Here is a 20,867-nt window from a genome sequence, read left to right as displayed (position 1 = left end):
AATAGAGGTAGAGAGGTAGGTTGATCCGGTCGTCCTCCCGGGAGTGAAGGCGGACCCCAAGCAGATTGTCCTTGTGCTGTATCCAGGAATGATCGCGCTTCCGCAACCACAGCACGCAGTTTCGGGCCGCTTGACAAACGGGGAGCACTACAGGACATTGAGTGGGAACAGGCTAAGAAACACAGCCTAACTGCGCCTCATAGCGCAAACTGTGGAACCGAGATTAAACAGCTTTCCAGCGAGTGAGGGACAACTTGCTGGGAGAATCGCAGCAGCCGTGTTCATGAACAATGCGGGTTAGGGTTGACACATACCGCAGCGTTCCGGTTAGAGTCACTGCGACCAGCTGTGAATCATCAGAACGTGTCTTCAAATCGGCATCGATAACGATTTAGACCTCATTATGAGTCCACAGGCTGCGCATAACATCGCCGATTCCATGTTTGCATTCATTGGATGCAGTGAGGTGCAGGAAATCCTTGGCCGACAGGCGGAGGACGAGAAGGAACTTGCCGAACTCGTCGAAGAGGTCCCGCTCGATTCCATCCATTTCCATACCCATAGCTATTTTCTCAGGCATCGCTTCATCGAACGGGCCTATCCGAATGATTTTTCTCAATGGGTCGTGATGCAGATCGGAGATCATGTGCTGGGCGAACGGCTCGCCGTGGTCGATCCATTCGACTATCCGAACCTGGAGGATCTGCGGGAAGAGATCATTTCGATTATCGACGATCATCTGTCACGAATGTCCATTATTCCCCGCGTGGTGTTCGGCGAACCGTTCCATTTCAAGCGCTCTCGGATTCTGGAAGTGCCGATCGGCCTGGAAGCGAGGTCCTTGGCGGAATTTCGACGGGTGGTGGCCGAAGTCGATGTCAGCGCGATCTACTTCCACATGTTCGAAGCGCATTTCCGGCTGGGGCGAGAGGAAAGCGACTTCTCAGCCTGGATCCGAACGGGCCTCGGCTTACATGAATTGGCTGATCGTATTCGCTCCATCAACCCTTACTTGGGAAGCCTCGAGCGTCTACGGTCGAGTCTCATCACGGTGTGCGATGAGTTTCTGGGGAAATCGTAGTGAAGAATCTCTTGATCTGATGATCTGTCGATCTGTCGAATTGAAGAACGAATTATCTCTCAGGAGATCGACAGATTCGGGAATGTTGCCATGCTGAACCAAGATCCACTCTGGTACAAGGACGCCGTGTTCTATGAGCTGCACGTGCGGGCCTTCTACGACAGCAATGACGACGGCATCGGGGATTTCGCCGGCCTGATCGAGAAGCTCGATTACCTCGAGTGGCTGGGAGTGGACTGTCTCTGGCTACTGCCGTTTTATCCGTCGCCGTTGCGGGACGATGGCTATGATGTGGCGGACTTCACCACCATTGCGCCTTCGTACGGCTCCACCGAGGTGTTCCGGAAGCTGCTGGATGCGGCCCATCAGCGCGGCATGCGCGTCATCGTCGATTTGGTGTTGAATCACACGTCCGATCAGCATGCGTGGTTTCAGGAGGCCCGTCGGTCGCCGCAGGCTCCGAGGCGGGATTACTATGTCTGGAGCGAAACGGATCAGAAATATACAAAGGCGCGCATTATCTTCGTGGATACGGAAAAATCCAATTGGACTTGGGACCCCGAGGCGCAAGCGTACTATTGGCACCGGTTCTTCAGCCATCAACCGGACCTGAACTACGACAATCCCGCGGTCAAGCAAGCCATGCTGGAAGTCATGGAGTTTTGGCTGGATCAGGGGCTTGACGGATTTCGTTGCGACGCAGTGCCTTACCTGTTCGAGCGCGAAGGCACGATCTGCGAGAACTTGCCGGAGACCCATGCGTATCTGAAGGAGATTCGGAAACGGATCGACGACCGGTACAGCACCAGAATTCTCCTGGCGGAGGCCAATCAGTGGCCGAGCGACGTGCGTCCGTACTTCGGGAACGGAGATGAATTTCACATGGCCTTTCATTTCCCGCTCATGCCTCGCCTGTTCATGGGACTGCGCAGCGAGGACCGCCGGCCTATCCTCGATATGTTCAAACACACGCCGCCGATTCCATCGAATTGCCAGTGGTGTCTCTTCCTCAGGAATCACGACGAGTTGACGTTGGAAATGTGCACCGGCGAAGAGCGGGACTATATGTATTATGCCTATGCCCGTGATCCCCAGGCGCGCCGTAACATCGGCATCGCGCGCCGTCTCGCGCCGTTGCTCGAGAACGACCGGCGTAAAATCGAGCTGCTCAATAGTATTGTGTTCACCTTGCCGGGCACACCGATCATCTACTACGGCGATGAGATCGGCATGGGCGACAATATTCATCTGGGAGACCGCAACGGCGTACGGACACCGATGCATTGGACCGCGGATCGGAATGCGGGATTTTCAAAAGCGGATCCCGCGAAGTTGTTCCTCCCGCTCGTCACCGATCCCGTCTACGGCTATCAATCAATCAATGTGGATACGCAAAAACAGACGCCGCATTCACTGCTCCACTGGATGCGCCGCATGATCGCGATCCGCAAACGACACAAGGTCCTCGGACGGGGCACGTTGGAATTCTTGACACCGTCGAACGAGAAGATCCTGGCTTATCTGCGGACTTACGAAGGAGCGACCGTGCTCCTTGTCCATAATTTGGCGGAATCGGCGCAGGCCGTGGAACTGAACCTGACGCGGTTCAAGGGTATCGTTCCGATCGAACTGTTTGGAGATTCGCGATTTCCGCAGATCGGGGACCGTCCCTATGTGCTCAGTCTCGGTCCCTACGGTTCCTATTGGTTCAGCCTTCCAACTGTGCGAGCCTGGGAGAGCACCTATAACCTCGAATGGAGCGCGATTTGACAACAGCGGAACAGCATAAGCCGGAGAAGGAAGACGGCGCTATGACGACGGCGCTCGATGACTATCGGGAAGTGTCGCCGAAGGGAACGGTCGATTTCCTCTACCGGCTGAGTGACTTGGTCAAGGGGCGAAGCGTCGTGCATGTGAGCGCAGTCCGATATGGTGGAGGGGCGGCGGAGCTCTTACGTCGCGTGGTACCGATGCTGACGGCGTTGGGCGTGGAGGCGCGTTGGGAAGTCATTGCGGGGACGCAGGAGTTTTTTGGGGTCGTCAAACGGCTCACCGATGCCTTGCAAGGACGGGACGAGAAGATCACCGAGGACATGTATCAGACCTTCCGAGAGATCAACGAGCGAAACGCGAAAGCGCTGAACCTTGAAGCGGACATGGTCATGATCCACGACCATCAGCCGGCCGGCATGGTTGAGTATCGGCCGAGCGGGGCCTGGCTGTGGCGCTGCCACCTGGATCTGTCCCAACCGCAACGGCGCGCCTGGACGTTTTTGCGGCGGTATGCAGTGAAGTACGACGCGGCCATTTTTTCATTGTCCGGCTTTGCGCAACGGCTCCCGATCCCGAAGTTTCTCATGTATCCCTCGATCGATCCGCTGAGCCCGAAGAATCGAGAGATGAGCAGATCCGAAATCAATCAGGTCGTGGATCGGCTGGGTATTCCCCGAACCAAACCGATCATCCTGCAGGTGGCAAAGTTCGAGCGGTTCAAGGATCCGCTCGGCGCGATCCAGGCCTATCGCATCGTGAAGAAGCACCATGATTGCCGATTGGTCCTTGCGGGGTCCGGGATCATGCACGACCCGGAGGGCGAAGCGGTGTTGGCCGAAGCGCGTGATGCGGCGGGACGGGATCCTGATATTCATCTGGTGCAGCTACCGCCCGAGGCGGATCTGGAGATCAATGCGCTGCAACGGACTGCTACCATCGTGCTCCAGAAGCCGCTTAGGGAAGGGTTCGGGGTGACCGTTTCGGAGGCCATGTGGAAGGGAAAGCCGGTGGTCGGAGGAAACGCCGAAGGAATCGCGGCGCAAATCATCGACGAGGTGACGGGATATGTCGTCCATTCCGCCGAAGGGGCGGGATTCCGCTTGCGGCATTTATTGAATAATCCTGGATTGATCGCTCGCATGGGAGCAGCGGGGCGGGAACACGTGCGCCGAAATTTCTTCATCACCAGGCAATTGGGCGATTTCCTTACGTTGTTGAAGATCATGCCGCTGCAGTGACGAAGGAAATTCTGAGTCATGAGTGCTGAGTGTCGAGGGGCACAGATGCCCGATCAGCGCTACACGCTCGTCTCGCTGAGTCGGCGAAGCGGGCTTCACGGTTATACCGATGACCGACCAGCCAGTCGTGAATGAACCAGCCGAGGATCTCTCCAACCAAGCCGTGACTGCAGATATCGTCGTGGGCCTGTTGACCTTGAACAACGCCGGGACGATCGAACAGGTGGTGAAGAGCATCATCGAAGGGCTGCAGCGATTTTTCGGTGGCACCTCGGCGATGATCGTGAACTATGACGGCGGGTCTCAAGACGGTACGCCGGAGATCGTCGAACGGCTTGCCGCAGGGCAGGTCGCCGCCCGCATTGTTCCCGGTGCGGCGGGACATTATGCAAGTCTTGGGACGGATTCCGGTCTCTCGGGACGAGCCGACGATGTCCGCCGCCTGTGTGAGACGGCGCAGTCGCTCGAAGCAAAAGCGTGTCTCATCATCGAGGGCAATCTGCGCTCGTTGTCTCCCCAGTGGATTGAGCTCCTGGGTCGTCCCGTCCATGACGACGGCATGGATTTCGTCGTTCCGTTGTTCCGGCGGCACCGGTATGAAGGAACATTGGTGAACAATCTACTCTATCCGTTGATGCGGGCGTTGTATGGAAAGCGGGTGCGGTATCCCAGCGGCGGCGGCTACGGCCTTTCCGGCCGCCTCGCGAGGGAGTTGATCAAGAACCCGTTCTGGTCACAGGATGCGCCCCGCATCAGTTTCGACGGATGGATGACCACCGTCGCGCTCGCCGAGGGCTATCAAGTGTGCCATGCGTTTCTCGGCGTCAAGGACCAGGATTCCAAATTGGGAACAGCCGATCTGGCCCATGTGTTGGCGGCCGCCGTCGGAGCGATCTTTCATTCGATGGAGGATTACGAACCGGAATGGGAACGCACCCATGAGTCGACCGATGTGCCGCTGTATGGAGTGGTCGACTATGCGCCGCTCACCGGCCCGATCAATATCGCCCGCATGGTCAGTGGGATGCGACAGGGGGTGCGCGATCTGTTGCCGCTGTGGGAAGTCATCCTCTCGCCGGAGACACTGGGCCAAATCCTCACGCTTGGAATCCAGGAGTCCGACGAATTTCATTTTCCCGAGAACCTCTGGGTGCAGGTCGTCTATGAGTTTGCACTGGCCTATCATGACCAAGTGCTGCACCGGGAACATGTGCTGAAATCGCTGACCCCATTGTATCTCGGGCAGACCGCTTCCTTTGTCCTCGACACGCAGCGGGGCGGCACCGAGCAGGTGGAGGCGTCCGTAGAGTCACTCTGCCGGCGGTTCGAGGCGATGAAGCCTTATCTTACGGATCGATGGAGGTGGCGGGATGAGTGACCTGTGGCGCGACACAATGGTAGCAGGATTTCGTGACGCCGTGATGCAGATCCTGTTGGTATTGCCGAGACTTCTGGCGCTCGTCACGTTCCTTTTAGTGGGATTGGCCATGGCGTGGCTTGTCAGAGCGCTGGCAGTACGAGTCCTCACGGCCTTTCGGTTCGATCGTCTCTGCGAGCGATTCGGGCTCAATCAGCCGCTGGCCCAAGCGGGCATCAAACATCCGGCGTCGGTCGTCCTGAGTCGCATCCTATTTTGGACGGTGTTTCTGCTCTTTGCATTCATGGGCGTAGACGCGGTGAATCTGCCGGCCACAGCCAATCTCATCAGCCAGATCGTGGGCTTTCTGCCCAATGTGCTTGCGGCCGGGTTGGTCTTGCTGATCGGCGTCCTGTCGGCCAATTTCTTCGCGGAGGCGGCGCTGATCGCGGCGGTGAATGCGCAACTGCATGAGGCACGCATCGTGGCGAGCTTGGTTCGGTGGGGGATTCTGTTATTCACATGTGCCATGGTGCTGACACAGCTGGGCATCGCCAAAGAGATCGTCATCTCGGCGTTTTCTATCACGTTCGGCGGCGTCGTCTTCTCGCTCGCACTTGGCGTGGGGCTCGGAATCCGGCATCTGATGCGCGAGGCTATCGAACGGCGCCTGGGAAAGGGAAAGGAAAAGGAGGAGAAGATAGACGAGCTGTCGCATCTGTGAACATGAAGAGCGTAGGGCGCATATGCCATCAGCTCTTGGATTTGAAGAAATGAAACAATCAAAGAAAAAGTCCAACCCTCCGGCGGATGCGACGTCGGAGAAATTGTTGACCAAAGTGCGGCCATCCGGTGACGGCGATGATCTGAATGGCGATGGGCGTCGCCGTGTCGTGATCGAAGGGCTTCGGCCGGAAATCGACGGTGGCCGGTTCCCCATCAAGCGGGTGGTGGGGCAGTCGGTGGTGGTGGAGGCGGACGTCTTCACCGATGGCCATGACGAGCTTGCCTGCGTGCTCCGGTATCGGCATGAGCGAGAGGATGCTTGGACTGAGGTGCCGCTGATCTTTGTGGAGAACGATCGGTGGCGCGCCTCCTTCGAGGTCCGTGAGCAAGGCTTCTACTATTACACTGTCACCGCCTGGATCGATCACTTTCGGTCCTGGCAGCGGGATATGCGTAAACGTGTCATCGCTGATCAAGATGTGACGGTTGAACTCTTGATCGGACGGGATCTGATCAAAGCGGCTGCCATCCGCGCAAACGGGGCGGACGCGGAGCGGCTCAACGAGATCGCAGCAGCGATGGGACATGTCGAGGAGCGTGAGTGTGCGCTGAAGACTATTCTGGAACGAGAGCTGACCGATCTCATGGCACGGTATGTGGACCATCGTTGGCCGACCACCTATGACAAGGAATTGGCGGTCATCGTCGATCGCGACAGGGCGGGATTCGGCGCCTGGTACGAGGCGTTTCCGCGGTCCTGCGCGAAGGAACCTGGCCGCCATGGGACGTTTCAAGATTGCGAAGCTCGCCTTCGTTACATTGCCGGGATGGGGTTCGATGTCTTGTACCTTCCTCCGATTCACCCGATCGGCCGAACTTTCCGAAAGGGCAAGAACAACGATCCGAACGGAAACTCCGATTCGGTGGGAAGTCCTTGGGCCATCGGGGCAGGTGATGGGGGCCACACAGCGATTCACTCAGATCTCGGTACGCCCGAGGATTTCAGGCAACTCATTGGTAAGGCGCGAGAGCAGGGCATGGAGGTCGCGCTCGATCTGGCCTTTCAGTGTTCACCCGACCATCCTTACGTCAAGCACCATCCCGAATGGTTCGTGCAGCGTCCGGACGGCACCATTCAATATGCCGAAAATCCCCCGAAAAAATATCAGGACATCTATCCGCTGAATTTCGAAAGCGACCAGTGGGCTCCGTTATGGCGGGAACTCAAAGAGATCGTGGTTCATTGGATCGATCAGGGAGTCAGAATTTTCCGGGTCGATAATCCTCACACCAAGCCGTTTGTATTCTGGCATTGGCTGATCGCAGAGGTGAAGCGCGAGCACCCCGACGTGCTGTTTCTCTCGGAAGCCTTCACTCGACCAAAAATTATGTACCGGCTGGCGAAGTTGGGCTTCACGCAGTCCTATACCTACTTTGCGTGGCGACAGACCAGGTCGGAATTGACCCAGTATTTCACGGAATTGACCAAGACAGATGTGCGGGAATACTTTCGGCCCAATCTCTGGCCCAACACGCCGGATATTCTGACCGAACAACTCCAGCACGGCGGACGAGCGTCGTTCATGTCCAGGTTTATTTTGGCCGCTACGTTGGGAGCGAATTACGGCATCTATGGGCCGGCCTTCGAGCTGATGGAGCAGCGCCCGCACAAGCAGGGCAGTGAGGAATATCTCGATTCGGAAAAGTATGAAATCCGCGTATGGGATTTGGATCGACGCGACAGCTTGAAAGAATTGATCCGCCTGGTCAATCGCATTCGGCACGAAAATGTCGCATTCCACAACGATCAGAGTCTGATGTTTCATCACGTGGACAACGAGGAGTTGATTGCGTACAGCAAGCGTTCAGCTGATGGTGAGAATGTGACACTGACGGTGGTGAACCTGAGCCCTCACGATGTCCATTCCGGATGGGTGCATCTGGATCTCCAGGGGCTCGGGGTGCGGGCGGATAGGCCGTTCCAGGTTGTGGATCTCCTCACCAAGGCCTCTTACACCTGGGAGGGACCACGGAATTATGTGCAGCTCGATCCGCACTCGATGCCGGCTCATATATTTCTCGTCCGGCGCGAGCTTTGAGCGGAGCACGACTTCGATTACTTCATGTAGACAGACGAGAGCTGATGACAAGAGCCAAAAGCTGACAGCCATCGACGCTTCATTTCATGATGTTGACCGTCAAACACAATTGGGAGCGGCTGTTCGACAAGGACACCGTCGACGAACTTGAAGCTCTGCTGCCGTCGGTCCTCTTGTCCGCTCGATGGTACGGAGGCAAGGCAAGGACGATTGCGACTGTTTGCATCAACGAAACCATTCCTCTTCGCACAGAGACCAATTCAATGGTAATTGTCTTTATCGACGTCTTCTATGAGGACAGTGGCCACGAAATCTATACGATGCTGCTCACCGCTTCGATGGGCGAACGAGCATTGCAAATGCGGCAAGCCCATCCGGGGGCTGTATTGGCGGAGCTGACAATTGTCGGCCGCAGCGGGGACCGTCGCGGATTGTTGCACGACGCCCTTTGGGACCACGACTGCGCCGGCGCGCTGTTGCGCGCTATCTGCCAAGGAAATGGATTTCGGGGTGAGGGCGGAAGGCTTCTTGCTTCATCCACCCCTGCCTTTTCAACGGCTTTGGTGGAGGCGGCATCGGCGGAATCGTCCGTCATGAAGGGAGAGCAAAGCAACACCTCTGTGAGGTTCAGTCGGCATGCAATGCTGAAGCTCTATCGGCGTTTCGAAGCGGGAATCAACCCTGATCTGGAGATCGGACGAGTCCTAACGGCGCGGGGATATGCTCACAGTCCTGCAGTGCTTGGTTCATTGGAATATATAGGACCCAACCAACAGCCCGGCACTGTTGCGATTGTACAGGCGTTTGTCGAAAATCAAGGCGATGCTTGGCAGTACACACTAAGCGAATTGAAATCGGAATTGGCGGACAGCTCAGGCTCAGCCATGTCTGCAAGCGGTACCTATACCGATGCCGCAGCTCTGCTTGGACGCAGGACCGCTGAACTTCACGTTGCCTTGGCGCAAGACAGCGTCGATCCGGCGTTCGCGCCGGAGCCCTGCGATCCAGGCTATTGGCAATCGTTGCGTGATCGAATGGTAGGTTCCGTCGAAGGCTCGTTGGTATTGCTTGGGCGCAGCCTCCAGGCGCTTGATGAGCCGAACCGGCGACTGGCGACTTTCGTGCTCGAATCGAAAGCCAAGTTGCTGTCTCGTCTTGAAGCTCCGGCCAAGCGGAATCCTCAGGCTGCCAGAATTCGATGCCACGGTGATTTTCATTTGGGCCAGGTCTTGTATACCGGGCGAGATTTCGTAATCATTGATTTTGAAGGCGAGCCGGCCAGGCCATTGGCCGAGCGGCGTGCGAAACATGTCCCCATCGTCGATGTGGCGGGGATGATCCGGTCATTCCACTATGCCGCTTCTGCGGTGCTCGATCGGATGGGAAGCCGGCCGGATGCCGATGAACGGCGATCGGAGCTGGAACAGCGGACGAGGCAATGGTATCGGTCGGCGGCGGCGGCATTCTTATCAAGCTATACCGAGACAGCGGGCAAGGCTTCATTCCTCCCGGAGCAGGCCGAAGACCGCGCCCTGCTGCTGGATGCCCATTTGATCGAGAAGGCCAGCTATGAATTGAGTTACGAGTTGAATAACCGGCCTTCGTGGGCAGGGATTCCACTGAGTGGACTCCTTCAGCTCGTCCACCCTCATTGAGTTCTGGTTTGTCGATTGATGCGGAGTAGTACGAGATGTTCATCATGATTCAGGTTTCAGAATTCAGAACTATGGAGCGAACGGATGACACAGGGAGCAATTATGACTGTGGATGAACCGACGAGGCTGACGCGTGACGATCTCTATCTGTTCAATGAAGGGTCATTGGTCAATCTCTACGAGAAACTGGGAGCGCATCCGGGGCGCGTGAACGGGCAGGATGGAACGTTCTTCGCGGTCTGGGCCCCGGATGCCGAGCGGGTGTCCGTGATCGGCTCGTTTAATGACTGGAAGCAGAACAGGCACCCTCTGTCTCCCCGCGGACACAGCGGAATTTGGGAAGGATTCGTGCCCGGCATCGGGAGCGGGATTCTGTACAAGTATCACATCCAGTCCCGCTTTCATGGGTATCACGTGGACAAGACCGATCCGCTCTCGTTTTTCAACGAGATTCCCCCGAAGACGGCGTCGATCGTCTGGGACTTGAGCTACGAGTGGAACGATGGGGATTGGATGAAGCAACGGCGGGACAGGAATGCACTGACGGCGCCGATGGCGATCTACGAAATGCATGTCGGGTCGTGGAGACGGGTGGCCGCGGAAGGCCATCGCTCCCTCAGTTATCGAGAGATGGCCGTTCCGCTGGCGGAATATCTCAAGCAATTGGGTTTCACCCATGTGGAGTTTCTTCCGCTGATGGACCATCCCTTCTTCGGTTCATGGGGCTACCAAACCACCGGGTATTTTGCGCCGTCCGGCAACTACGGCACTCCTCAAGACCTCATGTATTTGATCGACATCCTGCACCAGCACGGCATCGGGGTCATCCTGGACTGGGTGCCGTCGCATTTTCCCACCGATGAACATGGGCTCGGCTACTTCGACGGGACGCACCTGTATGAGCATGCGCACCCGAAGCAAGGCTTTCATCCGGAATGGAATACCTTCATCTTCAACTACGGCCGTAATGAGGTGCGCAGCTTCTTGATCAGCAGCGCGCTGTTCTGGCTCGAGAAGTATCACATCGATGGACTGCGGGTCGATGCGGTCGCGTCGATGTTGTATTTGGATTATTCGCGCAAGGAAGGGGAATGGATTCCAAACCAGTATGGCGGGCGGGAGAACCTGGATGCAATCGCTTTCCTGCGCCGATTCAACGAAGAAGTCTACAAGCGCCATCCGGACGTGCAGACTTCGGCGGAGGAGTCTACGGCCTGGCCGGCTGTCTCGCGCCCAAGCTACGTGGGGGGGCTGGGCTTCGGCCTGAAGTGGGATATGGGCTGGATGCATGACACCTTGAAATATATGCAGACCGATCCAATCTACCGGCATTATCACCATCAGAATCTGACGTTTCGCATGCTCTATGCGTTTCACGAGAATTTCATCTTGCCGCTGTCTCATGACGAAGTGGTGTATGGGAAGCGCTCGCTGCTCGAAAAGATGCCGGGAGACGACTGGCAGAAGTTTGCGAATCTCCGCGTTCTGTTCGGCTACATGTACGCGCAGGCAGCCAAGAAGCTCCTCTTCATGGGTGCAGAGATTGCCCAGCGCGCGGAATGGGCGCACGACGGCCAATTGGAATGGGAGCAACTCCAGCACGCGAGCCATCTGGGTATTCAGCGATGGGTCGCGGATCTCAACCGTGTCTATCGGGCAGAACGGGCCTTGCACGAGGATGATGTGACGCCACATGGATTTGAGTGGATCGACTGCAACGATGCGGAGTCGAGCGTCATCAGCCTGATCCGCAAGGGCCACACGACACAGGACATCATCTTGGTCGTGTGCAATTTCACGCCGGTGCCGCGGCCGAATTATCGGGTGGGGGTACCGCGCGGAGGATGGTGGCAGGAAATTCTCAACAGTGATTCTTCCTGGTATGGAGGAAGCGATTGGGGCAACGGAGGCGGCGTCGAGGCCGTACCGGTGCCGCTGCACGCGAGATCCCATTCATTGACCGTGACCGTCCCCGCCCTGGCGGCGGTGTTCTTCAAGAGCCAGGGATAGTCTTGAACACTGAATATTGAATGGATGCCCTGTTCTTGTTCTGGGCGGAGCAGTGGAAGCGGGTGGGAAGAAGCAGACAGAGGGGTCGGGGTCTTGCCGTACGACAGCGAGGCATAGCCGGCGCATGGCCCGTCAAGGGGCATGATCGAAAGACAATCCCGCTCGATCAAAGCCTCATGATTGGTCGCATCTACGGGACAGGCGGTACCAGATCCGACGATGTCGTCGAAAAGACGAACAGGAATATGTATTCGGTAGAGGAGGCATCGCCCTCGTATGTTGGTGTCGAACTCACAAGCTGCCCGGTTTTCTTATCCAGAAAATCCATCGACAAACGGGCATGCCCTCGCTGCCTGGTCGCCTGGTAGAGAGTCAATTGGGGCAAGGCAAATGGGATCAGCATGCTGGTGAACGCCGGCATACCGAGGAACGTCTGATTATGAACCGTGCCGAACGCGTCCAACGTCACCCTAACCACCAGCGTTTCTTTTCCGTCTTTGTCTTTCGGCACATAAAACCCTTCCCGGCTCAACCATCTCTCAACTAACGCGTTCGCGTACCCCTGATCAGCCGTAAGGCCGATCGTTTCAACCGCGATGGATTGTCCCGAAGGAACGGGAATCACCGCATCGATCAGACTTCTTTGGAACGCCTGGGCCAAGAGCAATTGTTCGGTGGTGGTTCTGGGCGTGTTGGTCGTGCCGTAGGAGACCGAACACCCCGCGATTCCCAGCATCAGGCTCGCTGAACAGAGTATGACCCAGCTCCGCGGTCCGGCAAGCAGCCGCCGCTCTGCGACATTGCACCTCATGTTTCGATCGGTCGCGTTCATGCGAAGACCTCTCACGCGGTTTATCGGAAGATTGATCGACGATCCGCCTCTCTTGCTCCTGCCTCTTATGAATCGTCCGAGCCTACTCATGGCGAGACCGTCGGGAGAGCTCCCTCAACCGCGCACATCTTCTCAGAAGAGAGGAACCACTTTGTTCCTGCGGGACGGAACCCCCATACCGTCGCGAGCGCCTCACATGTCAGCAGAGCAAGGGCATCCTTCGTGGGACGGGCCTCGAACGTTGCGTACCGGGCGCTGCCGCTCCAAGAGATTCGTCCGGCCTGGACATCTACGCCCCGGACACTGATCATCGGAGCCCGAGCGTCGCCTCCGCGATTGATAAATACCACTTCCTGCACTCCCATCTTCTTCGCGGTCTGAAGGATGACCGCTTCATCCTTGAGCGTGTGCATCAGTTCAACGTTCTCCGTCTCCAGGTTTGTGTACAACAGGCTCCGGTCGAGAACAGACAGGCCTCGTTTTTGCAGCCAGGTCGTCGCCATGCCCACAGCGCTCACATCTTCTCCCCAAACGATCGTGAGCGCGTCTTTAGCCGGTAGATCCTGTCGAAACCCGTCGGTCACCGGCACGCATCCGGCGAAGAATACCATCATCAAGCCACAGGCGATTGTGAATGTCCTCATGAAGCCCTCCGTACAACTCTCAGGATCCGGTTGCTCAATTTCTTCAGTTGCCTCGAAAAAAGACCAGACTTCCGATTCCAAGAAAATCGACGTCTCTCTGGCCGATCCTACACATGGCGATGACTAGGTTCAATCAGAATGTGGTGCAGCTGGGGCATGAGGACTAGGATGGGGATTTTGGTTGATAAAACGGGGTCGGGAGTCGTTGATTGGGAAATCCTTTTCTGCCCTTGCTGCCTCAGGCTCAACGTCTGTTGGAGGACTCGCGCACTTCATTTGTTCGCCCGAACTGCCGACAGAAGTCCGCTCGCACGGTATGGATCGAATTGATACTCCACTCACTCTTTGCTCGGAGGCGTACGGTAAATGACTGATCTCTGTATGCGTGGATGAACCGCTTGCTTATTCTCCGCGCATCTCCACACGACTCTCCATCATGGTCCTCACGGTGCACGGTATGACGGTAGGTCCCCAGTTAAACAGGGTCAAGCTCAATGTGTGACGGCAAGCCCGACCCACGTATTGCCTTTTGCGTGATGCTACCGTGAGTCGGTGATTGAAGCGAGCGAAGCAGAAACCCTGTCAATGTTCACCGGTATGTACAGAACAGGACTTGACCACAATTCTCGTTTCGTGTGACTCGCCGGCGCAGATCGCGTTCGCGCGACGCCTCTCCTACGATCCGTGGCACTGCATCGCCGAGCACCGCCCGCTCGGCAATCAAAGCCGGGCCCGGCGCCGCATGTATTTCGAGTTATCGAAGTTGCGACACGACATGAGCGCTGAGCCGCATTACGAGCCGACCGGGGATGAAACGTTGTGATTAGCCCCCATTGTTCATCACGGTTCGGGACGACACCGCCTGTCTGCGTGTCCGCACAGGCAGGCCAAGACGCCAAGCGAGACACCGCGATTGTCCGGACGGTTCATCGTGACGGGTACAGCCAGAAAGAGGTTGCGGATTTTCTAGGATTGCACTGTGCGACAGTGAGCCGAATAGCAAATAGGCCTTGATGCAACAGACAAGACTTGACCCCATCTCTGTGGTATGCACAGCAACAGACTTGACCCTAATTCTCACGGACGTGTTTATAGAACGGCCAGGGCCATCTATTCATTACCATGATTGAAAAGTGTCACGTGGTAGTTTACACTCTTGTCTGTGATCAGGACGTTTGCGGATCGACACACGGCGGAACTGTATGAGACGGGCAGGGCGAAACGGTTTCCGGCTGAGATCTGGAGTAGAGCCTTACGGAGGCTGCAGTATCTCGATTCAGCTGCCTGTACGGATGATTTGAAGATTCCTCCGAGTAATCGGCTGCACAAACTGGACCGAGATCGGGCAGGCCAGTATTCTATTTCAGTGAATATGCAGTGGAGAGTTTGCTTCCGATTTGTTGATGGCGATGTCTATGATGTTGAATTGACCGACTACCATTGAGGTGAGGTATGGCTATTCCCAACAAGGGAGTTCGGAAGGTGCGCCCCATACATCCGGGGGAGATGCTACGAGAAGATTTCCTTCCGGATTACGGGTTGACTGTGTCGGGTTTTGCCAAAGCCATCGAGGTCTCTCGCCAGACGGTGAATGAGGTACTGCGGGAACGACGGGCTGTCAGCCCGGAAATGGCGCTGCGGCTCTCTCGATTGTTCGGCAATACCCCGGAGTTTTGGTTGAACGCCCAGCGAGCGGTTGATTTGTGGGAGGCGGCGAAGCAAGCAAAGCACAGAATCAATCGTATCTCGCCGCTGTCGGCTGCGTGATGGTTTTGTGATAGGCTTTCGGTACCTTCCGAAAGAAGAAATGGCCCTTCCGGATTTAGGGAAGGTCTGATTTATTCTTCTCTCGGAATGTGCTACGGGTAGCGCGGCACTGAACGGGAGGCGCGCCCATGCACCAGCAGACATGTGCCGAGGTTGCGTTTGAACAGTATCGCAAACCCACCCACCGCGAGCAGTTCCTCGACGAAATGAACCGTGTCGTGCCGTGGGCGGACCTGGTGGCTGTGATCGAGCCGGTCTATCCCAAGGCCGAAGGCCCCGGGCGTCCGCCGGTGGGTGTCGAACGTATGCTGCGCCTCCACTGTCTGCAACAGTGGTTCAACCTCTCGGATCCGGCCGTGGAAGAGGCGCTGTACGACTCGCGTGCCATGCTGCAATTCGTGGGCATTGATCTGGGGCGTGAGCCCGTGCCCGATGAGACGACGATCTGCAAGTTTCGGCATCTCGTGGAGGCCCACCAGCTGGGAGAGCCGCTCTTTGCGCGGATCGGCGCGTATCTGGCGACGCAGGGCCTGCAGGTGAGTCGAGGCACCATTGTGGATGCCACCATCATCAGTGCGCCAAGTTCGACGAAGAATCGGACGAAGGAACGGGATCCGGAGATGCATCAGACAAAAAAAGGCAATCAGTGGTATTTCGGCATGAAGGCCCATATCGGGGTGGACAGCCAGACGAAACTGATTCATTCGGTGGCGGCCACGGCGGCAAATGTGCATGACAGCCAGGTGTTACCGGAATTGTTGCATGGCCAGGAGACGCGGGTGTGGGGCGACTCGGCCTATAGTGGACACCGCGAGGTGATCCGGCAGCACGCGCCCCAGGCCCAGAGTTTCGTCCAGGCGAAAGCGCATCGCCATCGGCCGCTGAGTGAGGCGGAGCGGGCCAAGAACCGGACGAAATCGAAAGTGCGGGCCAAAGTCGAGCATGCGTTCTTGGTGATCAAGCAGATCTTTGGGTGGGCCAAAGTCCGCTATCGCGGGCTGGCGAAGAATACCCACTCGCTTCAGATCAGCTGCGGGTTGGCAAATCTGTACATGGCGCGGCGGCGGCTCTTGGTGGGGACGTAGGGAACGTGTGTCCGAGGGCGGGCACCGGGTCATCGAACGGTGGGAGCGCCCCGCAAACAGGCTCCCAGACCAGCCGATGCCCACCAAATTCGCCCGGGTGACCAGCCCAGAATCCGGTTTCTGCGTGAAACCGTGGATTAGTCAGGCCTTCCCTAAATGATCACCTCATGTCAAGAAAAGGTTCCTGACACCTTTTGTATGTCGCGCCTTCTATCAGCGCTTGTGCGCGGCAGGCAAAGGGAAGAAGGTCGCCCTGGTGGCCTGCATGCACAAGCTGTTGACGATTGTGAATGCCATCCTCAAACATCGGGCGCACTGGAACCCCACGCTGGTTTACCATGCTTGATTTTCAAGACAGTTGCTGTCCCCTTTTCCCTCTCGGCAATGGCACGGTGGATCACCTGCAACAGCGGGATCAGGTGTTTGGAAAGACCGTCTTCGCGGATTAAGCCCGATGCAAGGCTTCAAGGCAGAACTTTATTCCTTCTTGAGCGGCGTGGCTGTCGGAATCTAGTTTAAGAGCCGATTGATACGCCTTGCTCGCGGCTTCGTATAGCCCTTGCTCCTTGTAGCAGTAGCCAAGCTCACAGTAGATGTAGGCTCGCTCATCTCCGATGTCTCTTTGCAGACAAGCGCGGAGCTCATCAACTGCATCATCATAGCGATCGGTATCGACGTAGATGCGAGCCAGCATGATGGGCACTTTCACACCATAATCTCGATCGTCTCGACCTATTGCGGTAAATTCCTCTACGGCTTGGTCAATTAGGCCAGCCTCCCTTAACAGGCTCGCTAGCGCGTAGCGCAGATCGCTGCCACCGCTGCAGCGCACCGCTTCCCGATAGGCATCGATCGCACCACTAATATCGCCTCGGCGATCAGCAATACGGGCCCGTACTTGCCATGTCCGCGGCGACACACCTTGCGTCTTCTCAAAATCGTTAAGCATCTGATTGGCTTGCGCAAACTGTTTTGCCTCAGCAAAAAGTCCCGCGATATTGAGAATCCGTCCGGAGTCGTTGGTGCAGAGTTTTGCCGCGAGCAAATGAGAAATGGCGGAGTCGGTTTCATTGCGATGAATGAGAATCTCTGCCAGAAGAATGCGGGCATCCACCATCTTGGGATTGCCGGCGACAATTGCGCGCAATTCTTCAATCGCCGCTTCCTGCAAGCCTGCCGTATATTTTGTCAAAGCGCTATTGAAACGCTGGCGATCGGGAAGTGCATCAGCAATCACCTTTTCGCTCCAGCTCCGACGATCGCCGGTATGAAGCGGAATGGCTGGTGGCATTGGGCTGGTGGAAAGGATGTCCGACAGCTCCGCACCAATTTCACTGAAGGCTATTGGCCGATCCCCTGGGTCGGCGCTACACATGCGATCGGCGAGTTTTCGCGCGCGTTCAACCCCAAATTCACCTGCGGCAAAATCGGTGAGAACTTTACGAAACATGACTCCCGCCGCGTATATATCGGTCAACTCGTTCGGAGACGTGTCTGCAAGCTCAGGAGCCATGTAACCGCGGGTGCCTCCCGCAATACGATTGTCTGCGCTACTGGCAATTCTCGCAAAACCGAAATCGGAGATCTGTGGACTTCTTTGCCATAGCAAAATGTTGCTAGGCTTGAGATCGCCGTGAACGAGATCGAGATTATGAATGTGCGTCATCCCATCTGTAATCTGCCGCAGCACTTCAATAGCGTCGGTTGCCCCTACAAGGGCCGCTAGTTCGGGCTGTTTCGGCCTGAACGTTCCGAGAGCTTGTGCGAGGGTTCCACCGCTCACCCATTCCATCAATACGTATGGCCTGCCTCCGTGTTCGAAGGCTTTTATCGCGCGCACAATATTGGGATAGGTCGGAATCTGAATCCACAGAGCAACTTCGCGACGAAAGGCTTGAAGCACGGCCGAGCCTGGCAAGAATGAATCTTTGAGCGTCTTGAGTGCGAATTCGTCGCCCGAATCGGTGTCAAAGACCTTGTAAACTACGCCGAAGCCGCCAGCGAAGGGGCCTGCGATGATCTTGTATGGGCCGATACGATCCATTGATTGATTATTGAACAACCGGATCAACGATGGCGCGAACAACAATGCACGAGCCATCGGGCATCAGCACCGAATCGCCAATCTGTAAAATCGGATGGCCGTGCCGGTTAGTGCCGGCGTCCTTGGTCCGTCGCTCGATTTGTGAGTCGCCGGCAATGTCGATGTACGAGACATCGCCATTTTCCCAAGCGAAAAGACCTTGCTCGCGATGAACTCGGTTGTCGGGAAGGACGATTTGGTTCTGCTCTGGGTTTCTTCCGACAGCAACGACTAGCCGTTCAAATTTGAGAGTCCGCCGGGTATCTTCCCCGCCTTTGAAGATTTGAAACAGGAGCGTCGGGACTTCCGCGGTCATGCGCGATCCAGTGACTTTCGTGGTGGAATGTCCAGGCGCACGGAAATCGCTGGCTAGATACCGGGTGAGGTGCTCGCAGACGAGCTTTGCTAAATGCTGCGGGTTATCAAAATTCTGGTAAAAGCCTCCGTGTCCAGTGATCTCATTTTTCACATCTATGAAATCAGTCGGGCTGTGCCTCCAGAAATAGCAGAGTATCCATGGCCGCCGGCTACGCTGATAGCGCGCGAAAGCATTGCGCAGCTCCTCCAGTGTTCCTGACGGCGCCACTGGCGTCGCAGTGCCTTTTTTTTCGCGCCAGATACCGACGTAAATATCGTAATCTTCCAGCTGTCGATTGGCGACTGCCTGACCGTAATCAGCGACACCGGGATAGAGGTGTTCCGGACCAAAGGCTTTAACTTCAATCTGCTCCTTGGCCCGCCAAAGCCTGTTTCCATCGGCAATGGCTTGGTTGAGGGTCACGCGTTCCTCCGCGCAATCTCCCGGTGATGAAATAAATAGATGCACAACCGTCAGGCTTTGCACGATATTTTTCCCAGGCGCTGGAGCTAAAAATCAATCCGAAGCTCAGCGGGACGGATCTTGCGCTTCTGTTGCTTCATGGAATCAAAAAATTTCTTGCTGCTTGCTTTTAACGAATTGACGTCGCCGGCCGGTACAGTCCCACCCTTCCCATCCAGCGAGAATGCGTACTGTTGAATGACATTTTCCTCTACGGAGTCGAATGCTCCGATCTGGATCTCACCGTCTTTTTGAATAGTAAATGCGCGGTAGAATGTATTGTCCTGATGGCGATGATATAGCGCATCCTCGTCCGGAAAAAAATACAACTCATCACTAACCGATGAGAACGTCTTTTCACACCGATGGCAGATAAAACTATGTTGAAGAAAATCGCCCCAATCCTGTGGAGGACTTTGGAGGTTGAGCGCATAGTCGACGTACCGCATAAATCGACCTCCTTAACGTGCGCTAAGTCAGTAACTCGGGGTCAGACCTTGTATCATGCATGTTGGTTTCAGATCTCCTCGCTGATCCCTGAGATGAAATGGGATCACATCTTGTTCTGTGTGTACCAATGCTCTCTCCTTCATCTGGATGTTGACCGAATCACGCTGATGCCCGACGCGGTTTTGAGGGGCCTCCCCTAATGCACCCGCCCTACCAATTCGTTGAACAGCAAACGAGATGCCAGCATGGACTTGGAATGCCGATCCATCTGGCAATACGCATTATTAACAATTTCAATGTTCTACGTATGTCGGATCTATCTCCATAAGGGGACGCTTCTCACACAATCCCCCGCGATGTATCGAAATGGATGCAAGAGGTGAATCAAAATAGATTCAAGTTAGGTATAGGATCAGTGGAAATGGAACGAATCCCAATCGGGTCAAGTCTTGTTTCGTGCATCTCTGCGAGCTACACCACAGGCCATGGCACGCCCAATTCCCGTTCCCTCCTGCTGTTCTCGCTGGCATCCTGTATTTGCATCGTCTGGCTAGGTGGTGACACAATGGCGATGGAACTTCCGCGATGGCCGATCTAAAAATATACGCCGGGTCCTCCACTCCAATCCATCTTCGAGGCCATACCCTCCTCTGTCTGCAAGGGTTTCGTGGGCAAGGCTACAGCCCGGGTTTTGTCGCCAATATGGCGGCGATTCATCAGACTCTGTGTCATCAGCCCGAAGTCACTGTCCAAGTCGTGGCATCTCCCGATGCAGTGTGTGCCGCCTGCCCGCATCAACAAGGGTCCTCCGGTTGTACGCTCAACGGCGACCCGTCGGAATCGGACATGATTAATCAGGATCGGGTCGTCCTTGGGAGGCTTGGTCTGAAAGCAGGGGATCATCTTGCTTGGCAAGAGATTCTCGGGCGGATCAGCAGGTCGATGAGCGGCGACGACCTGCCTTCCATCTGCGGCCGTTGCCGGTGGTTGCCGCTCGGCTATTGCCGTGAGGGGATCGATCGGCTGCGCAGTTCCATCCGAGAACGAAAAACCACAGCATAGAACCCAGGTGAGCCGTGGCGGTGTGACTCACATCCGACGGAATCCTGTCTTGCCAAAAGAACCCTTCAGATCTATCCAGCACACATCTCTAGGCGAGCGATGCTGTATCGCAATGGATAGCGGAGTGTATCGTTTTCGATACCTGGTGCAGTGATAAGAGTGCGGTGGGAGAAATAGAACGGGGT

General features: G+C 56.1%; 18 protein-coding genes and 1 pseudogene. 14 read left to right on the top strand and 5 right to left on the bottom strand.

Annotated features, from left to right (window positions below; genetic code table 11):
- Positions 1–439 precede the first annotated feature (439 nt).
- The 8 genes from P0119_08015 to glgB all read left to right on the top strand — a co-directional run bounded on the left by P0119_08015 (position 440) and on the right by glgB (position 11,939).
- The gene (locus P0119_08015) at positions 440–1,081 is read left to right on the top strand and encodes a DUF5752 family protein (GenBank protein MDF0666007.1); all 642 of its coding nucleotides are present in this window, start codon (positions 440–442) and stop codon (positions 1,079–1,081) included.
- A 90-nt stretch (positions 1,082–1,171) separates the two neighbouring features.
- Positions 1,172–2,851: a maltose alpha-D-glucosyltransferase gene (treS, locus tag P0119_08010; GenBank protein MDF0666006.1), complete on the top strand. Its 1,680-nt coding sequence runs from the start codon at positions 1,172–1,174 to the stop codon at positions 2,849–2,851.
- Positions 2,848–4,092, top strand: coding sequence for a glycosyltransferase (locus P0119_08005; protein MDF0666005.1), 1,245 nt, complete (start codon positions 2,848–2,850; stop codon positions 4,090–4,092). Before treS ends, P0119_08005 begins: the two co-directional genes overlap by 4 nt.
- 109 nt (positions 4,093–4,201) lie before the next feature.
- Positions 4,202–5,470, top strand: coding sequence for a glycosyl transferase family 2 (locus P0119_08000; GenBank protein MDF0666004.1), 1,269 nt, complete (start codon positions 4,202–4,204; stop codon positions 5,468–5,470).
- Positions 5,463–6,173: a hypothetical protein gene (locus P0119_07995; protein ID MDF0666003.1), complete on the top strand. Its 711-nt coding sequence runs from the start codon at positions 5,463–5,465 to the stop codon at positions 6,171–6,173. The genes P0119_08000 and P0119_07995 overlap by 8 nt, the downstream gene beginning before the upstream one ends.
- A gap of 49 nt (positions 6,174–6,222) precedes the next feature.
- The gene (locus tag P0119_07990; protein ID MDF0666002.1) at positions 6,223–8,274 is read left to right on the top strand and encodes an alpha-1,4-glucan--maltose-1-phosphate maltosyltransferase; all 2,052 of its coding nucleotides are present in this window, start codon (positions 6,223–6,225) and stop codon (positions 8,272–8,274) included.
- Between the two features lie 86 nt (positions 8,275–8,360).
- Positions 8,361–9,929, top strand: coding sequence for a putative maltokinase (locus P0119_07985; protein ID MDF0666001.1), 1,569 nt, complete (start codon positions 8,361–8,363; stop codon positions 9,927–9,929).
- 84 nt (positions 9,930–10,013) lie between these two features.
- A complete protein-coding gene (gene glgB, locus P0119_07980; GenBank protein MDF0666000.1) occupies positions 10,014–11,939 on the top strand; it encodes a 1,4-alpha-glucan branching protein GlgB in 1,926 nt (641 codons plus the stop codon).
- A gap of 190 nt (positions 11,940–12,129) precedes the next feature.
- Here glgB and P0119_07975 read toward each other — a convergent pair whose 3' ends face one another.
- Both P0119_07975 and P0119_07970 read right to left on the bottom strand, forming a co-directional pair.
- Complete coding sequence (locus tag P0119_07975) at positions 12,130–12,771, bottom strand: hypothetical protein (protein MDF0665999.1); 642 nt, start codon at positions 12,769–12,771, stop codon at positions 12,130–12,132.
- Positions 12,772–12,857: 86 nt separating this feature from the next.
- The gene (locus P0119_07970; protein MDF0665998.1) at positions 12,858–13,415 is read right to left on the bottom strand and encodes a hypothetical protein; all 558 of its coding nucleotides are present in this window, start codon (positions 13,413–13,415) and stop codon (positions 12,858–12,860) included.
- Positions 13,416–14,028: 613 nt separating this feature from the next.
- Here P0119_07970 and P0119_07965 point away from each other — a divergent pair.
- From P0119_07965 to P0119_07945, 5 genes and pseudogenes are all read left to right on the top strand, one after another.
- Entirely contained in the window at positions 14,029–14,238 is a 210-nt protein-coding gene (locus tag P0119_07965; GenBank protein MDF0665997.1) for a hypothetical protein, read from the top strand.
- A gap of 339 nt (positions 14,239–14,577) precedes the next feature.
- Positions 14,578–14,859: a type II toxin-antitoxin system RelE/ParE family toxin gene (locus tag P0119_07960; GenBank protein MDF0665996.1), complete on the top strand. Its 282-nt coding sequence runs from the start codon at positions 14,578–14,580 to the stop codon at positions 14,857–14,859.
- An 8-nt stretch (positions 14,860–14,867) separates the two neighbouring features.
- Complete coding sequence (locus tag P0119_07955; GenBank protein MDF0665995.1) at positions 14,868–15,182, top strand: HigA family addiction module antitoxin; 315 nt, start codon at positions 14,868–14,870, stop codon at positions 15,180–15,182.
- A gap of 128 nt (positions 15,183–15,310) precedes the next feature.
- On the top strand, positions 15,311–16,267 hold the full coding sequence (locus tag P0119_07950) for an IS5 family transposase (GenBank protein ID MDF0665994.1): 957 nt from the start codon (positions 15,311–15,313) through the stop codon (positions 16,265–16,267).
- A 196-nt stretch (positions 16,268–16,463) separates the two neighbouring features.
- Positions 16,464–16,613: pseudogene (locus P0119_07945) on the top strand (IS110 family transposase).
- Positions 16,614–16,712: 99 nt separating this feature from the next.
- Here P0119_07945 and P0119_07940 read toward each other — a convergent pair.
- From P0119_07940 to P0119_07930, 3 genes are read right to left on the bottom strand one after another with little or no spacing between them, the layout of a single operon-like run.
- Positions 16,713–18,311, bottom strand: a complete 1,599-nt coding sequence (locus tag P0119_07940) for a protein kinase (protein ID MDF0665993.1) — start codon at positions 18,309–18,311, stop codon at positions 16,713–16,715.
- Positions 18,312–18,318: 7 nt separating this feature from the next.
- The gene (locus tag P0119_07935) at positions 18,319–19,194 is read right to left on the bottom strand and encodes a hypothetical protein (GenBank protein MDF0665992.1); all 876 of its coding nucleotides are present in this window, start codon (positions 19,192–19,194) and stop codon (positions 18,319–18,321) included.
- A 23-nt stretch (positions 19,195–19,217) separates the two neighbouring features.
- Positions 19,218–19,619 carry a hypothetical protein gene (locus P0119_07930; protein MDF0665991.1) on the bottom strand — a complete coding sequence of 134 codons (402 nt, stop codon included), beginning with the start codon at positions 19,617–19,619 and terminating at the stop codon, positions 19,218–19,220.
- A gap of 586 nt (positions 19,620–20,205) precedes the next feature.
- On the opposite strand from P0119_07930, the gene P0119_07925 reads away from it, so the two are divergent.
- The gene (locus P0119_07925) at positions 20,206–20,682 is read left to right on the top strand and encodes a DUF1284 domain-containing protein (GenBank protein ID MDF0665990.1); all 477 of its coding nucleotides are present in this window, start codon (positions 20,206–20,208) and stop codon (positions 20,680–20,682) included.
- Positions 20,683–20,867 lie beyond the last annotated feature (185 nt).

The organism is Nitrospira sp. (genome assembly GCA_029194665.1).
Lineage (GTDB): Bacteria > Nitrospirota > Nitrospiria > Nitrospirales > Nitrospiraceae > Nitrospira_D.
The sequence above is the reverse complement of the archived record's forward strand: the minus strand, read 5'-3'. Positions and strand labels throughout refer to the sequence as shown.

Excerpts from the sequence above, each read along its gene's own strand:
- P0119_07995 (MDF0666003.1), top strand. The coding sequence starts at position 5,463 with ATGAGTGACCTGTGGCGCGACACAATGGTAGCAGGATTTCGTGACGCC.
- P0119_07925 (MDF0665990.1), top strand. The coding sequence starts at position 20,206 with ATGGCCGATCTAAAAATATACGCCGGGTCCTCCACTCCAATCCATCTT.
- P0119_07940 (MDF0665993.1), bottom strand. The coding sequence starts at position 18,311 with ATGGATCGTATCGGCCCATACAAGATCATCGCAGGCCCCTTCGCTGGC.
- P0119_08015 (MDF0666007.1), top strand. The coding sequence starts at position 440 with ATGTTTGCATTCATTGGATGCAGTGAGGTGCAGGAAATCCTTGGCCGA.
- treS (MDF0666006.1), top strand. The coding sequence starts at position 1,172 with ATGCTGAACCAAGATCCACTCTGGTACAAGGACGCCGTGTTCTATGAG.
- glgB (MDF0666000.1), top strand. The coding sequence starts at position 10,014 with ATGACACAGGGAGCAATTATGACTGTGGATGAACCGACGAGGCTGACG.
- P0119_08000 (MDF0666004.1), top strand. The coding sequence starts at position 4,202 with ATGACCGACCAGCCAGTCGTGAATGAACCAGCCGAGGATCTCTCCAAC.
- P0119_07970 (MDF0665998.1), bottom strand. The coding sequence starts at position 13,415 with ATGAGGACATTCACAATCGCCTGTGGCTTGATGATGGTATTCTTCGCC.
- P0119_07985 (MDF0666001.1), top strand. The coding sequence starts at position 8,361 with ATGATGTTGACCGTCAAACACAATTGGGAGCGGCTGTTCGACAAGGAC.
- P0119_07955 (MDF0665995.1), top strand. The coding sequence starts at position 14,868 with ATGGCTATTCCCAACAAGGGAGTTCGGAAGGTGCGCCCCATACATCCG.
- P0119_07990 (MDF0666002.1), top strand. The coding sequence starts at position 6,223 with ATGAAACAATCAAAGAAAAAGTCCAACCCTCCGGCGGATGCGACGTCG.
- P0119_07950 (MDF0665994.1), top strand. The coding sequence starts at position 15,311 with ATGCACCAGCAGACATGTGCCGAGGTTGCGTTTGAACAGTATCGCAAA.
- P0119_07975 (MDF0665999.1), bottom strand. The coding sequence starts at position 12,771 with ATGAACGCGACCGATCGAAACATGAGGTGCAATGTCGCAGAGCGGCGG.
- P0119_07930 (MDF0665991.1), bottom strand. The coding sequence starts at position 19,619 with ATGCGGTACGTCGACTATGCGCTCAACCTCCAAAGTCCTCCACAGGAT.